Below are 14,256 nucleotides of genomic sequence, written 5' to 3'. Positions count from 1 at the left end.
GTGATCACCTGGACGCAAAATATTTTTCACGCGGCCGCTCATGCGTCGGCCGGTCCGACCGAGACCCAGTACCGGGTAAGGCGCTGCACGGCGATCGGCAGGCGTTCCGCCAGGGCGCGCAGGGCCGCATCGGTATCGCGCAGCGACAGCGCGCCCGACACCCGCAGGTCGGCGACCTCGGGATCGCAGCGCAGAAACCCCGGGCGATGACGCGCCAGCTCCGCCACCACATCGGCAAGGCGCTGGTCGCGCACGACCAGCATGCCTTGCTCCCAGAGCGCCGCGCTGTCGTCCACCGGCGCCAGCGCGCCGGCCCGGGCGAGCGTGAAGCTGCCCCGCTGGCCCGCGTCGATGCGCAAGGGCGCGGCGTGCGCCGGGCGCGCCAGCACCGCGTGCTCGAACACCATGATCTCGGTGCGGTCGTCGACCAGGCGCACCGAGAAGCGCGTGCCCAACGCCTGCACCTCGCCCTGCGGGGTCTGCACCACAAACGGCCGATACGCGGGCTGCTGTTCCTGTCCGGTGGTCACCAGCACCTCGCCCGAGACCAACACCAGGCGGCGCTCGGCGGTTCCGTAACGCACATCGACGGCGCTGCCGCTGTTCAGGACCAGCCGCGTGCCGTCGTCGAGCATGCGTGTCAGTTGTTCGCCCGCGGCGGTGCGCAGATCGGCCCGCCAGGCGGGCGCCTCGCGCCAGGCGATCCAGCCGGCCGGCGCGACGACGCCCAGCCCCAGCGCCGCGCGCAGGACGGCGCGCCGGCCCTGGCGCTTGCGGGTGGCGCGCAGCACGCGATGTCCGATCGGCGCGGGCAGACCGTCGAACGCGCCCAGCACCTGTTCGGCGCGTGCCCAGGCCTGCGCATGGGCCTCGCCCTGCGAGAGCCAACGCTCGAACGCCCGCCGGGTGACCGCATCGGCGGGTTCGTAGCGCAGCCGGATCACCCAGTCGGCCGCTTCCTCGAGCAGTGCGTCGCCCGGCGCGGTCATTCTGCGGCCGTCATGCAGGCCATCAGGGCCTTGCGCAGATGGCGGCGCACCGTAATCACGGGTTTGCCGGTCCGCTCGGAAAGCTCCTGCAGCGTCAGCCCATCGAGCTGGGCGAGCAGGAACAGGTCGCGCGTGGCAGCGGGCAGGCGCTGCAGCATGGCGTCGACCGCCACCAGCGTCTGCACGATCATGAGGCCGGTTTCCGGAGACGGCACCTGCGGCTCGGGCAGGTGTGCGATGGCGTCCAGATACGCCTGCTGCACCGCCCGGCGCCGCCAATGGTCGACCAGCAGGCCCTTGGCGATATGCGTGATCAGCGCGCGCGGTTCCTCCCGCAGCACGGGCGGCCGGCGCGCCGCCATCAGCCGCACGAACGTGTCCTGCGCCAGATCGGCCGCGTCGCCGCTGTCGCCCAGCTTGCGATGGAGCCAGCCTTGCAGCCAGCCATGGTGGTGGCGATACAGCTGCTCGACCGCGGGGAGGGAAAGGGAGTCGGAAGATTGCAAGATGCCCTGCAGTCTACCCAATGCGAATAAGAAATACTATTAATTAGAGTAGGGCGGGTGGGGTGACGCGGCGTGCGCGCAACAATCCACGGGCCTAGAACGCGATTCGGATCCCCGCCATCGCGCTCAGTGCGTAGCTGCCGGCGAAATCGGCATCGGCGGCCACTTCGCCATAGAAGTCGTAGCGTTCGTCGTGGCGATGGTTCATGCCGATGCTGATTCCGCCCCAGGTGCGTCGCAGCCGGCTGTCCACCGGCACATCGGCCACGTGCATCCGGCTGCCGTCCAGGAATTCGTGCTTGAGGTTGACGATGCCGTAGTAGCTTGCCTGCTGCGACCGGCCGCGCCCGTCCCGCCAGGATCGCTTGTAGTCCAGCGCCAGGCCGAGACGCCCCGCCAGGCTGTTGTTCTTGTCGCTGTCGATGCGGGCACCGAACGTGTCGTCAAAGCTGCCGAAGTGCGCCGTCACGTAGCTCAACTGGGCCTGGGGGACCAGCGCGAAGCCCTCGTCCAGGGAAAACGCCTTGCCGGCTTCGACACTGAGCACGTAACTGTGCGCCGCCTGGCCGTCTTTCAGCTTACCTGCGAGGTTGGAGCGCAGGTCGCTGTCGAACAGGTTCGCCTGCGCCTGCGCGTCGACGTACGCGCCATCTTTACCGTACCAGGTCAGGGTCGTCGCCACGCCGTAGGACGTCGTGGCGATGCTCCCGTTGCCGAAGGTCGAGGAGGCGCGCGTGTTGGCCGAGCCGTAGTGCATCGTCAGTCCGGCCACCAGGCGCGATGCGTCCTGGTCCGCAAAAAGGTTGCGATCGATGCCGAACTGGGCTTTCCAGCCGTCCATGTTCTGGCGCCCCAGCGTGGTGGAGACGGAAGGCTTGAACTGGCCGCCCGTGCCCTCCAGCCGCATCCAGGCGCCGTCGCGTTTCGAGTCGGCGGGATCATAGTGGCGATTGCCGACGCGCTGGCGCAAGGTGGCTGGCTGGCTCAACAACAGCAGCGTATTGGCATAGGCCTCATATACCGGGACGCCGGGCTGATACAGCAGGGGCTCCTCTGCGCCAGGCGTGCCGCCCGCGCCGGGCGGAACCGAAGGGACGACCGGCGCTTCGGCGCCCGGAACGGGAGGGACGCCGCCCGGCTCTGGCGCGGTGACGTCCTTGAGCGAGGAGCGCAGATACCAGCCGCCGTCCGAGGGTTCCTGCTGCAAGACGTAGCCGTAGGCGCCAGCGACGATGGCTGGCTGGCCGCCGATGACGTAATCGGGATTGGCCAATTGGAACTGGCCTGCCGACAATCCGTTCACCTGCACGACCTGGATGCCGCGCTGGGTCGCCGCGCCCGAGCCCGCGGCATTGGTCACATTGACCGGTGTCGCGCCGGCCGTGCCGCCCGTGATCACCAGCCTGTCGGTCGGCGAGTTGTCGTCGCCCAGCATGGTCCTGATGTCCAGGCTGCCGCCGTCGGCGACGTAGTCGCCGGCTATCGTCAGCGTGCCGAAGCCCGTGCGCGGCCCCGGCGCGATCGTGCCGCGATTGACGGTGGAGCCGACCCGGCCGGTACCCGTCAGCCGCGCCCCGGACGCGACTTGCACCGGTCCCCCCAGCGCGCCATCGACTTGCAGCGTCCCGGCCTGAACCTGCGCGGTTCCCGAGAATGCGGAACTGTCGGCCACGAGTGTCAGGATGCCCGCGCCCAGCTTATTGAAGCTGGATGTGCCGGAGAAGGCCGAATTGACGCCCACGTCATGCGTGTCGGTGTCGAACCAGGCGCCTTCGGCGCCCACGGCCTGGGTGGAGAAGCCCACCAGAAAATCCGCGGTGCTGCGCGTGGCGCGCAGGATGCCGCCATCGAGATACAGATTGGCGGCGCCGTCGCCCTTGATGACGGACCCGGTTTCCAGAATGCCGCGGCCGGTGGCATCGCCCTGCAGGTTCAGCGTGCCGGTGGCGGTGCTGTCGATGGCAATCCACGTGTGGCTGCCGGCGCGCACGAGGCCGCCCTTGCCGATGGTCAGCGTGCCGGCGCCGCCGACGCCCACCGAGACGCGATCGGTCGCGCCGAGCGACGCGATGTCGGCGGTGGTGCTGGATACGGTCACCGTGCCGATGCCGCCCGCCCCGTATCCGATGTAGAGGGTCGACGCGGCGCCCGGGCCGCTGGATCCGGCGGTGCTGACCGTTGCGCCGTCGCGCACGCTCAGATCGCCCGTCCCGTCGAAACCGACATAGATGTTGTTGGCGGGATCCCACACAGTCCCAGGTCCCGTCACCGAGACGCGGCCGTCGCCGCCGATATCCCAGCCGATGATTGCCTGACCGCTATGCACGGCCGCCCCGTTCGCGACGACCAGCGTGCCGCGGCCGGACAACCCCACCGTGAATGCGCTGGGCGTGGAAAGCGTCCAGGCTGACCCCGCGCCGGTCACGGTGACGGTTCCCTCGCTGCCGTTGTCGGTGCCGATGTTGGCGAAGCTGCCGGAGGCCACGCCTCCGTCCTGGATCAGCATGCTGCCGATGCTGCCCCATTGCGCGCCGATGTACACCCCGCCGGAGGACGTCCACGTGGAGGCGTTTCCGCTGCCGTCCGTGCCCGACACGGTTATCGTGCCGACCCCGCCCGCCAGATTGCCGATGTACGCCCAGTCGTTCACGACCGTGCCGCCGTTTTCGATGGTCAAGGCGCCCGCGGACGAATCGCCCACGACGAGGTCCCCGCCGATCACCCAATCGGGCGTTTGTACTAAGGACGGCACAATTTCGCCGGTCCCCCAGACGGCTTGCGCACGCGCGGGCGTCATGCAGTTCAGGGTGCAGAGCAGTCCGGCAAGCGTCCGAACATAGGGTAGGGAACCGGAGCGTCCTTTTGCCATGTCGTGTCCATCTTGGAGTGACGGCGATCATCGCCTTTCCAGGCGTCTACGACATTTCGCGGCGGTTTCTTAAGCTTGAGCGGTCCCAGCGAACCCCTGCGGGCGCTGGCGTGCCCGCGCAGATGCAGCGTGCGAGGCGGCGCGCCCTACTGGCGGGGGTACGAACCAAGCAGCCGGAATTCGGGGTGCGCCTTCAATACCGTCGCCAGCGGTTCCTGCCTGGCGTGGCCCGCCACGTCGATCAGGTACCGATGCGTATCCAGGGTCTTTTTGCTGGGACGTTCATAGATCGTGAGCACCTGCACGTTGGCTTGGACGAGCGCGCGCAACGCGTCGTTCAGGCCGTCGTCCGCGGTGGAGAGCACCAGCGAGGTCTTGTCATGCCCGCTCGGCGCCGGGATGTTTCTCCCCAGCACCCACCAGCGCGTCACATTGTGCGGTCCTTCCTCGATCCCATCGACCAGCGCGTCCAGCGCATACACGGCGGCGCCCACTTTCGGCCCGAAGGAGGCCTTGTCCAGGGTGGCGCTTTCGGCGACAGTCTTGGCCGCCGCGCCGCCGCTTGCGGACTCGGTGCGCCGCACGGCGGGCATTTCACGGTCGAGCCAGGGTTTGACCTCTTCGAAGGCGACCGGATGGGCAAACACTTCCTGGATGTCTTTCAGCTTCGTGCCGGGCCGCGCCAACAGGCTGTAGCCCAGCATCTTGGGGTATTCGCCGACGACGGTCGCGTTGGGCAGATCCAGGACCGCGTCCAGGTACGGCGTGACGCCGACGACCGAGGTCGTCACGGGAACGCACGCCTGTGTCAGCGTGCCCGATGCGTAGCCGGAAAACAGTTCGTCGCGGGTCAGCGCGACCAGATCGGCGGGCCCGAACAGGTCCAGGCACGCTTGATGGGTCCAGGAGCCTGCCGGCCCCAGGTAACCAATGGAACCAGCAACACTGGGGGTCATCGTCATCATCCCGATCATGAAACCGGCTGCCGCCGTGAGAAGTTTTCTTGCCATGTCGTCACCTTCGATGTGTGCGGCGCGGGCGGCCGCGACACGTCATGGACCGCCAAGACGCTATGAGACTACAGGCGGGTTGAATCTGTATACCGCTGTTTTGCTGCGTTTGGGGCGTTGACCCGGGGGCGTTGACTCGGCGGCGTTGACCCGGGGGCGTCGATCGCCGGGCAAGGCGGCATGACACCGGGGCGAGGCCGCGATAGGATGTCCGCTTCCTAGCATCGGGAGGCATCATGGATTGTTCGGTCGAAGGGAAAGTTGCGTTTGCGCAGGGCCATGCCTATCACTTCGCCACGGTGGACGCGGCGCTCGCGTTCCATGCGTGCGTGACAGGCGGCGGCGCGGTGGAGCAGTGCGCGGCTCAACACGGCTGCACCCGCCGCGTCGAGCTGGAGGATGTGGAGGCGCAGGAAGAGGCGGAACGCCGCGAGGACGACAGGCCTGGCGCCACGCCATAAGCCTGAGCACGCCGTCAGCGCGCCGGGGCGTCGCGACGGCGGCGTCCAGGCGCGGCGTCGCTGGCGCCGGACGCGTTGCACCGCCCGGCACCGCCTTGCGCGTCACGCCGGCCTGTCTTCCCGGATCACCACCGCATCCAGGGCCACCACGCCCTGGCCCTCGGGCAGCGCCAGCAAGGGGTTGATCTCCACCGAGCGGAAGTCCGCCCTGTGTGCATGGGCGAACCGTGACAGGGCGGCCAGCGCGTCGGCCAGCGCGTCGATGTCGCATGCCGGCGCGCCGCGCGCGCCTTGCAGCAGCGCGTAGCCCTTGATCTCGCGGATCATCGCCAGCGCGTCGTCGCGGCCGAAGGGGGCCAGGCGGAAGCTCACGTCCTTGAGGACTTCGACGAAGACGCCGCCCAGCCCGAACATCACGACCGGTCCGAATACCGGGTCGCCATGCACGCCCGCGATGCATTCCACGCCTTTGGGCGCCATGGGGGCGACCAGCACGCCGTCGATGCGGGCGTCGGGCCGGTGCTGGCGCACGTTTGCCATGATGTCGGCGTAGGCGCGCCGCACGGCGTCCTCGCCGCGGAGGTTGAGCTTGACGCCGCCCACGTCGCTCTTGTGCGTGATGTCGGGCGATACCACCTTGAGCACCACGGGCATGTCGTTGCCGGCGACGGCGCGCACGGCCGCGTCGGAGTCGCTTGCCAGGGTGCAGGGGGAGGCGGGCAAGCCGGCCTGTCGCAGAAGCGCCATGGCCTGGACTTCGTTATAGGCGTCCTGCAGGGGCGGTGCGTCGGCGGGCGCGGAGGCGGGTGTGGGTGCGGACGCGGGCGCTTCGTCGATCCCGTCGCGGCCGGCCTGGGCGGCCAGGCCGGCCACCGCGCCGATCGTGCGAACGGCGGCGCTGGGGTCGGGGAACACCAGGCAGCCAAGCTGTTCCAGTTCGCGCCGCCGCGCGGGCGGAAACAGCGCGCTGATGGCCAGCGGCACGTCCGGATGGCGCGCCTGCATCTGCCGGGCGAAGGCTTCGAAGGTGGGCCACAGGGCTTCCGACGAGCCGGCGGCCGCCAGAAACATGGCCAGGGCGTCGTAGCGGCCGTCCGCCAGCATGTCGTCGGCGGTGGCCAGCAGCAATCCCGGTTCGGACACGGCCTGGCCGGTGACGTCGACGGGATTGCGGCCGCTGGCGAAGGGCACGCGCTGCAGCAGCCGGGCCTGCGCGTCGGCGGCGGGTTCGGGCAGCGCCAGCCCGGTGTCGGCGGCTTCGTCGGCCATCAGCGCGCCCACGCCGCCGGAGATGGTGAAGATCCCCAGCCGGCGGCCTTGCGGCGGGCGTTTCCAGGTGTCCAGCGCATAGCCCAGGTTGAAGAACTCCTCGATGGTGCGCGCGCGCAGGGCGCCGTACTGGCGGAACAGCGCGTCGTACACGGCGTCGTCGCCGGCCAGGGCTGCCGTGTGCGAGGCGGCGGCCTGCGCGCCGGCCTGGGTGCGGCCAATCTTGGTGATGACGACGGGCTTGCCGGCGGCGCGGGCCGCGGCCAGGGCGCGGCGCAGCTTGGCGCCGTCGCGGCAGCCTTCCATGTAGGCCATGATGACGCGGGTGTCGGCGTCGCGGGTCAGCCATTCGATGCAGTCGGCCACGTCGATGTCGGCCTCGTTGCCGGTGCTGATCCAGTGCGACAGGCCCAGGCCGCGCTCGCGCGCCATGCTGTACGCGTAGGCGCCGAACGCGCCGCTCTGCGACACCATGCCGATGCCCCCGGCGGCGACGATGCCGTTGGCGGGCGCGGGCGAGAACGTCGCGTAGACGTTGCGCCGCACGTTCATGAAGCCCAGGCAATTCGGCCCCAGCAGCCGGATGCCGCGTTCGCGCGCGATGGCGCAGAGCCGGTCCTGTTCGGCCGCCCCTTGCGCGCCCGTCTCGGAAAAGCCGGAGGTGAACACCACGGCCGCGCCCACCTGGCCGGGCCGGGCGCGTTCGAGCGCCTGCGCGGCATGGGCGGCGGGCACGGCCAGGATGGCCAGGTCCACGTCCGCGTCGAGCGTGTCCAGGCCGGGCACGGCCGGCAGGCCGGCGATGGTGTCCGCGCGTGGATTCACGGGGATGATGCGGCCGCCGTAGCCGTGCTGCAGCAGCAGGCTGATGGGCATGGCGCCGATCTTGCCCGGCGTGGCCGAGGCGCCGACGATGGCGATGCCTTGCGGATCGAAGAGGCGGGAGAGCGAGGAGTCGGGAGCGTGGGTCATGGGTATCGGAAATCAGGAGTAGCGCACGACGCCGCGGCCGGTGCTGCCGCGTTCGAGCAGGGCGGTCAGCGCCTGCGGCAGTTCACGGGGGGCGATGACGCGCGCGATCAGGTCCAGATGCGCGGGGCGGTATTCGGCGGCAAGCTTGTTCCACACCTGGCGCCGCAGCGGCATGGGGCTGTTGGCGTTGATGCCCAGCAGCTTGACGCCGCGCAGGATGAAGGGAATGACAGAAGTGGGCAGGTCCGCGCCGCCCGCGTTGCCGAAGGCGGCGGCCACGCCATCGGGCTTCAGGCTGGCGAGCGCGTGGGCCAGCAGCGGGCCGCCCACGGAGTCGATCACGCCGGCCCAGCGCGCGCTCATGAGCGGCTTGATCGGGGCCGACGGATCGGGCGGGGCGATCACCTCCTGCGCGCCCAAGGATCGCAGATAGTCCGCCGCGTCCGGTTTGCCGGACATGGCGCAGACGCGGTAGCCGCGCTGGCTCAGGATGTCGATGGCGACGCCGGCGACGCCGCCGGTGGCGCCGGTGACCAGCACTTCGCCGTGGTCCGGCGTCAGTCCGCAGTGTTCCATCCAGTGCAGCGACAGCGCGGCGGTGTAGCCGGCCGCGCCCAGCACGGCGGCGTCGCGCAGCCCGATGCCGGCGGGCAGGGGCAGCACCCAGTCATGGCGCACCCGCGCATATTCGGCGTAGCCGCCGTCGCACTCCACGCCGATGCCAAAGCCGTGCACCACGACCTCCTGGCCGGGCGCGAGCGCCGGGTCGGCCGAATGCACCACGGTGCCCGACAGGTCGATGCCGCCGATGCGGGGATACTCGCGGATGATGCCGCCGCGTCCGGCCTGGGCCAGCGCGTCCTTGTAGTTCAGCCCCGCATAGGCCACCTTGATGAGCGTGTCCCCCGCGGAAAGCTGGTCCACGGTCAGGGTGTCGTAGCGGCCTTGCGGCGGTTCGCCCGGCGCGCCCGCGTGCAGGCGGTAGGCCTGGAATTCAGGGTGTTCCATCGTTGTCTCTCCTGAGGCTCAGGCTTGCGCCAGGAGCCGGCGCGCCAGGGTGGCGCGGTGCAGTTCGTTGGCGCCGTCGTAGATGCGGAAAGGGCGCATCTCCTGCCAGATCATGGACACGGGCGTGTCCTCGGACAGGCCCGACGCGCCCATCATCTGCACGGCGCGGTCGGCCACGCGGTTCACGGCTTCGGACACGAAGACCTTGGTCATGGCGCTGTGCTGCTTCACCGGCAGGCCCTCGTCCATGCGGCCGGCGCAGTCCAGCGTCATGAGGCGGCTGGCGTGCAGGTCGATGTGGGAATCCGCGACCATGGCCTGGATCTGCTGCAGGTCCGCCAGGCGCGCGCCAAACGATTCACGGCCCAGCACATAGGCCTGCGCGGTTTCCAGCGCGCGCCGCGCGCGGCCGATGTAGCGCATGCAATGGGACAGCCGCGCCGGCTCCAGCCGCAACTGCGCATGGGCCAGGCCACGGCCGGGCTCGCCCAGCACGGCCTCGTCGCCGACTTCGCAGTCCTGCAGCAGGATCTCGGCGTGGCCGCCGATCTGGTAGCCCGTGACCATGCCGATGTCGCGCACCACCTGGTAGCCCGGCGTGTCGGCCGGCACCAGGAACAGCGTGGCGCCGTCGTCGGTGCGCGCCAGCACCAGCGCGAAATCCGCGCCCACGCCGCCGCTGATGAACTGCTTGTGGCCGTTGAGCACCCAGCGCGCGCCGCGCCGCTGCGCGCGGGTGCGCAGCATGGACGGGTCGGACCCGGCGCCGGGGGCGGGTTCGGTCATGGCGAAGCAGGCCCGCTGCTCGCCGCGCACCAGCGGCGCAAGAAAGCGTTCCTGCTGGGCGGCGTTGCCCAGGCGCAGCAGCGTCAGCATGTTGGGCTGGTCGGGCGCGGCGCAGTTCAACGCGGCCGGACCCAGGAAGCCGCGGCCGGCCTCTTCCAGCACCTGGGCCAGGTCGCGCCAGCCCAGGCCCAGTCCGCCCCATTCCTTGGGCAACTGGGGCGCGTACAGGCCTGCCTCGCGCGCCTGGACGCGCAGCCGGGCGACGCAGCGGTCCAGCGCGGCCACGTCGCGGGCGATGGCGGGGGATTCCGCCGGTATCGCCACGTCGTCGACGAACTGGCGCACGCGCGCGCACAGCGTGTGAAGGTTGGGTTGCATGGCGCTCTCCCTGCGCGGGCCTATTGGACGCGGGTGCCGGTGGACTTCACCAGCTTGCCCCACCAGGCGGTTTCGTCCGCAATCTGCTTGGCGAACTCGGCGGGCGTGCTGGCCAGCGGTTCGGCGCCCAGTTCCTGGAAGCGGGCGCGCAGCTGCGGGTCCTGCAGCGCCTTCACCACGGCGGCGTGCAGGCGCTCGATCACCGCCGGGTCGGTGCCCGCGGGCGCCATCAGGCCTTTCCAGGCCATCACCACAAAGCCCTTCTGGCCGGCTTCGTCGAAGGTGGGGATGTCGGGCGCGGCGGTGGCGCGCTGGTCGCTGGGCACGGCCAGCGCGCGCAGGCCGCCCGCCTTGACCTGCGGCAGCAGGGCCGGCATGTTGTCGATCATGAAATCGATGTGGCCGGCCACCAGGTCGGTGATGGCGGGGCCGCTGCCCTTGTAGGGCACGTGCTCGGCCTGGATGCCGGTCCGCTGTTTGAGCAGTTCACCCGCCAATTGGGCGGGCGATCCGTTGCCCGGCGAGCCGAACGACAGCTTGCCGGGGTTGGCGCGCGCGTATTGCAGGAATTCCTCCAGCGTCTTCACCGGCATGGATTTGGTCACCACCATCAGGTTGTGCTCGCGTTCCAGGCAGGTGATGGGCGCCAGGTCCTTGGCCGGATCGAACGGCATGTTGGCGTACAGGCTGGGGTTGATGACGGTGGGGCCGGCCGCCGCCAGCAGCAGCGTGTAGCCGTCGGGCGCGGCGCGCGCCACGTAGTCGCCGCCGATGTTGCCGCCCGCGCCGGGCTTGTTCTCGACGATGACCGGCTGGCCCAGGATGGGATGCAGGGCCTCGGCCAGCAGGCGGCCCAGGATGTCGGTCGAGCCGCCCGGGGCGAACGGCACGATCAGCCTCACGGGCTTGTCGGGGTAGGCCGCGGCGGCCTGGGGCGGCAGCGCCGCGCAGGTAAGGGCCGCGGCGATGGCGCCGATCCATTTCGGCAGGTGCTTGTGCAGCATGATGGAAGTCTCCTTTGGTAGGGCGGGCCGGCGGCTTCTTGCGGCCGCGGTCCCTGTGCAGGCCTTAGCGGCCGGGCGTGTAACCCGCCTGGGTCAGCGTGTGGCGGGCGATGGTCAGTTGATGGATCTGGCTGGTGCCTTCGTACAGCCGGAACAGGCGCACGTCGCGGTAGAAGCGCTCGATGCCGTAATCGGCGATGTAGCCATAGCCGCCATGCATCTGCACGCAGCGGTCGGCCACGCGGCCGCACATCTCCGACGCGAAGTACTTGCAGATCGAGGCGTTCAGCGTCACGTCCACGCCGGCGTCGCGTTCCCGGGCGGTCTGCAGCACCAGCGCGCGCGCGGCCTGGATCTCGGTCTGGCAATCGGCCAGCATGGCCTGGATGAGCTGGAAATCCATCAGCGGCTTGCCGAATTGCTGGCGCTCGGCTACGAAGCGCAGCGTGTCGTCCAGCATGCGGATGGCCGGGCCGATGCACAGCGCGGCCAGATGGATGCGCTGCTTGTTCAGCACCTTCATCGCGGTCTTGAAGCCCATGCCTTCCTGGCCGCCGATGATGTTGGCGGCCGGCACGCGGCAATCCTGGAAGTGCACGGCGGACACGGGCGAGCCGGCCTGGCCCATCTTGTCGTAGGGCTGGCCGGTGGACAGGCCTGGCGTGCCGCGTTCCACGATGAAGGCGGTGATGCCCTTGGCGCCGGGCGCCTGCGGGTCGGTGCGGGCCATGACGGTGAACAGGCCCGCCAGCGGCGCATTGGTGATGAAGCACTTTTCGCCGTTCAGCACGTAGTGGTCGCCGTCGCGCACGGCGGTGGTCCGCAGCGCCGTGGCATCGGAGCCCGCTTGCGGCTCGGTCAGGGCGAAGCAGCCGGTGAGTTCGCCGGATGCCAGCCGCGGCAGGTAGCGGGCTTTCTGCGCTTCGGTGCCGTCGGCCACCAGTGCCTCGGAGCCGATGCCGGTGTTGGTGCCGACGCGGGCGCGGAACGCCACCGAGCATTGGGACAGTTCCATGGCGGCCAGGATCAGTTCTTCGGTGGTCATGCCCGCGCCGCCGTATTGCTCGGGGATGGAGTATCCGAACAGGCCCTGCGCGGCCATGCCGGCCACCAGGTCCTGCGGCACTTCGTCCAGGCGGGCGACCTCCGCCTCGCGCGGCGCCAGTTGTTCGCGCACGTAGCGGCGCAGCGATTCGAGGAATTGGGGGAAGCCGTCAGGGTCCCTGATCATGGTTGTCTCCGTTTTATCGTGGGCGCCGATGCGTGTCGCGCCGTGTTGAATCCAGGCTAGCAAAACGCCGCCGGATGCGAGACAACTGTTTCGATATCTTGAACGTCCCTGAATTTGGTCCGGCCGCCGCTGCACTATGATCCGCAGGAACGGCGGCGCATTCCGCGCAGGCCGGAATCAGGACCGCGACCATGACCACCCGCCCGGGCGAACGCCATGCCGACCCCGCCTTCGCCACCACGCTGGCGCATGGCCTGTCGGTGCTGCAGGCGTTCCGGCATGGCGAACCGGCGCTCAGCAACCGCGAACTGGCGGACCGCACGGGCCTGTCCAAAGCGACGATTTCGCGCCTGACCACCACGCTGATGCAACGGGGCCTCTTGCGCTATGACGCAGGTTTGCGACGCTATCGGCTGGGAACCGCGGTGCTGTCGCTGAGCTATCCGCTGTTGGCCAGCATCAAAATCCGCCAATTGGCGCGCCCGTTGATGAAGCGGCTGGCGGACGCGGCGGGCGGCTCGGCTTCGCTGGGCATGCATCACGGCCTGCACATGGTGTACGTGGAAACCTGCCGTGGGCATGACGCGGTGTCGTTTCGCCCGGATATCGGGGCCTTGCTGCCGCTGCTGCCCTCGGCGATGGGGCGCGCGTGGCTGGCGCAGGCGCCGGCAGACGAGGCCGAGCCCGTGCTGGCCGCGCTGCGGCGGCAGGACCCGGCCATCTGGCGGCGCCATGCGCCGGATCTGGAGCAGGCGCGGCGCGACTACGCCGAGCACGGATATTGCGTGGGGCAGGGCGATTGGCATTCGGACGTGCATGCGGTCGCGGTGCCGATGCGGACACGGGTCGATGGCCAGGCGCTGGTGTTCAATTGCGGGGTGCCTGTGACGCGGCTGCGGCCGGGCGACCTGCGCGGCCGCATCGCGCCCCGCCTGCTGACGCTGGTGGCGCGCGTGGAAAAAATGGGGGAGCGCCAGCATGAAGGGTGACCAGGACCGCGAGTTCACCAGCACGCTGGCGCACGGCATTGATATCCTGGCGTGCTTTCGTGCCGACCGGCCGGTGCTGGCCAACAAGGATTTCGCGCAGCAGACCGGCCTGTCGCGCAGCGCCGTGGCGCGCCTGACGCACACGCTGGTGGAATTGGGCTTTCTACAGCGCGAAGGCGAGCCGGCGCGTTACCGGCTGGGGGCGTCGGTGCTGGCGTTGAGCTATCCCTTGCTTGCCAGCATGCAGATCCGGCAACTGGCGCGGCCCTTGATGAAGCAGCTTGCCGACCATGCGCGCGGCGCCGTGTCGCTGGTGGTGCGCGACCGCCTGCAGATGGTGTACGTGGAAACCGCCCGCTCCAATGAGGCCCTGCAGACGCGGCCCGACATCGGCGCTTCGCTGCCGCTGCTGTCCAGCGCCGCCGGCAAGGCATGGCTGGCGCGGGCGCCGGACGATGAGCGGGCCGCCGTGCTGAACCAGTTGCGGGTGGCCGACCCCCGGCATTACGAGGCCCACTTTCCCAATCTGGCGGCTGCGCGCCGCGACCTGGAACGCAAGGGTTATTGCGGCAACAACCTGGAGTGGCGTCCGGACGCCTACGGGTTTGCCGCGCCGTTGGGGCGGCCCTATCAGTCCCTGTTGTACGTGTTCAATTGCGGCGTGCCAACGCAGGACGGGCCTTATCGAGAGCGCGCCGCCGACATCGGACCTCGTCTGGTCGCGCTTGCGCGCGAGACGGAAAGGCTGCTGGGCGTGGGCTGACGCGGCCCCGTTGCGCGCCGA

General features: G+C 69.9%; 12 protein-coding genes. 3 read left to right on the top strand and 9 right to left on the bottom strand.

The features are described 5' to 3' along the window. Positions 1-38 precede the first annotated feature (38 nt). From BXA00_RS04485 to BXA00_RS04470, 4 genes are all read right to left on the bottom strand, one after another. Entirely contained in the window at positions 39-989 is a 951-nt protein-coding gene (locus BXA00_RS04485) for a FecR domain-containing protein (RefSeq protein WP_076516580.1), read from the bottom strand. Continuing rightward, positions 986-1,495 (bottom strand): sigma-70 family RNA polymerase sigma factor, encoded by a 510-nt coding sequence (locus BXA00_RS04480; protein ID WP_076516578.1) that lies wholly within the window; start codon positions 1,493-1,495, stop codon positions 986-988. The genes BXA00_RS04485 and BXA00_RS04480 overlap by 4 nt, the downstream gene beginning before the upstream one ends. A 94-nt stretch (positions 1,496-1,589) precedes the next feature. Further along, positions 1,590-4,364 carry an autotransporter outer membrane beta-barrel domain-containing protein gene (locus BXA00_RS04475; protein WP_076516576.1) on the bottom strand — a complete coding sequence of 925 codons (2,775 nt, stop codon included), beginning with the start codon at positions 4,362-4,364 and terminating at the stop codon, positions 1,590-1,592. Positions 4,365-4,510: 146 nt separating this feature from the next. Beyond that, positions 4,511-5,374, bottom strand: a complete 864-nt coding sequence (locus tag BXA00_RS04470) for a prephenate dehydratase domain-containing protein (RefSeq protein WP_076516574.1) — start codon at positions 5,372-5,374, stop codon at positions 4,511-4,513. Positions 5,375-5,610: 236 nt separating this feature from the next. On the opposite strand from BXA00_RS04470, the gene BXA00_RS04465 reads away from it, so the two are divergent. Further along, positions 5,611-5,835, top strand: a complete 225-nt coding sequence (locus BXA00_RS04465) for a hypothetical protein (protein ID WP_076516572.1) — start codon at positions 5,611-5,613, stop codon at positions 5,833-5,835. A gap of 102 nt (positions 5,836-5,937) precedes the next feature. Here BXA00_RS04465 and BXA00_RS04460 read toward each other — a convergent pair whose 3' ends face one another. The 5 genes from BXA00_RS04460 to BXA00_RS04440 form a co-directional block, all read right to left on the bottom strand. Further along, on the bottom strand, positions 5,938-8,076 hold the full coding sequence (locus BXA00_RS04460) for an acetate--CoA ligase family protein (RefSeq protein WP_076516570.1): 2,139 nt from the start codon (positions 8,074-8,076) through the stop codon (positions 5,938-5,940). A 12-nt stretch (positions 8,077-8,088) separates the two neighbouring features. After that, positions 8,089-9,084, bottom strand: a complete 996-nt coding sequence (locus BXA00_RS04455; protein WP_076516568.1) for an acryloyl-CoA reductase — start codon at positions 9,082-9,084, stop codon at positions 8,089-8,091. Positions 9,085-9,102: 18 nt separating this feature from the next. After that, complete coding sequence (locus BXA00_RS04450; RefSeq protein ID WP_076516566.1) at positions 9,103-10,248, bottom strand: acyl-CoA dehydrogenase family protein; 1,146 nt, start codon at positions 10,246-10,248, stop codon at positions 9,103-9,105. A 20-nt stretch (positions 10,249-10,268) separates the two neighbouring features. Continuing rightward, complete coding sequence (locus BXA00_RS04445; protein ID WP_076516564.1) at positions 10,269-11,252, bottom strand: tripartite tricarboxylate transporter substrate binding protein; 984 nt, start codon at positions 11,250-11,252, stop codon at positions 10,269-10,271. Positions 11,253-11,316: 64 nt separating this feature from the next. Continuing rightward, positions 11,317-12,483, bottom strand: a complete 1,167-nt coding sequence (locus tag BXA00_RS04440; protein WP_076516562.1) for an acyl-CoA dehydrogenase family protein — start codon at positions 12,481-12,483, stop codon at positions 11,317-11,319. A gap of 191 nt (positions 12,484-12,674) precedes the next feature. On the opposite strand from BXA00_RS04440, the gene BXA00_RS04435 reads away from it, so the two are divergent. After that, entirely contained in the window at positions 12,675-13,472 is a 798-nt protein-coding gene (locus tag BXA00_RS04435; protein ID WP_076516560.1) for an IclR family transcriptional regulator, read from the top strand. After that, a complete protein-coding gene (locus tag BXA00_RS04430) occupies positions 13,462-14,235 on the top strand; it encodes an IclR family transcriptional regulator (RefSeq protein WP_076516558.1) in 774 nt (257 codons plus the stop codon). The genes BXA00_RS04435 and BXA00_RS04430 overlap by 11 nt, the downstream gene beginning before the upstream one ends. The last annotated feature ends 21 nt before the right edge of the window (positions 14,236-14,256 follow it).

The organism is Achromobacter sp. MFA1 R4 (assembly GCF_900156745.1).
In the GTDB taxonomy this organism is placed as follows: domain Bacteria; phylum Pseudomonadota; class Gammaproteobacteria; order Burkholderiales; family Burkholderiaceae_B; genus Achromobacter.
Note: the sequence above shows the minus strand (reverse complement) of the source record. Positions and strands in the feature narration are given on the sequence as shown.

Coding starts and splice junctions, on each gene's coding strand:
- BXA00_RS04485 (WP_076516580.1), bottom strand. CDS start 989: ATGACCGCGCCGGGCGACGCACTGCTCGAGGAAGCGGCCGACTGGGTG.
- BXA00_RS04475 (WP_076516576.1), bottom strand. CDS start 4,364: ATGGCAAAAGGACGCTCCGGTTCCCTACCCTATGTTCGGACGCTTGCC.
- BXA00_RS04470 (WP_076516574.1), bottom strand. CDS start 5,374: ATGGCAAGAAAACTTCTCACGGCGGCAGCCGGTTTCATGATCGGGATG.
- BXA00_RS04465 (WP_076516572.1), top strand. CDS start 5,611: ATGGATTGTTCGGTCGAAGGGAAAGTTGCGTTTGCGCAGGGCCATGCC.
- BXA00_RS04460 (WP_076516570.1), bottom strand. CDS start 8,076: ATGACCCACGCTCCCGACTCCTCGCTCTCCCGCCTCTTCGATCCGCAA.
- BXA00_RS04455 (WP_076516568.1), bottom strand. CDS start 9,084: ATGGAACACCCTGAATTCCAGGCCTACCGCCTGCACGCGGGCGCGCCG.
- BXA00_RS04450 (WP_076516566.1), bottom strand. CDS start 10,248: ATGCAACCCAACCTTCACACGCTGTGCGCGCGCGTGCGCCAGTTCGTC.
- BXA00_RS04445 (WP_076516564.1), bottom strand. CDS start 11,252: ATGCTGCACAAGCACCTGCCGAAATGGATCGGCGCCATCGCCGCGGCC.
- BXA00_RS04440 (WP_076516562.1), bottom strand. CDS start 12,483: ATGATCAGGGACCCTGACGGCTTCCCCCAATTCCTCGAATCGCTGCGC.
- BXA00_RS04435 (WP_076516560.1), top strand. CDS start 12,675: ATGACCACCCGCCCGGGCGAACGCCATGCCGACCCCGCCTTCGCCACC.
- BXA00_RS04430 (WP_076516558.1), top strand. CDS start 13,462: ATGAAGGGTGACCAGGACCGCGAGTTCACCAGCACGCTGGCGCACGGC.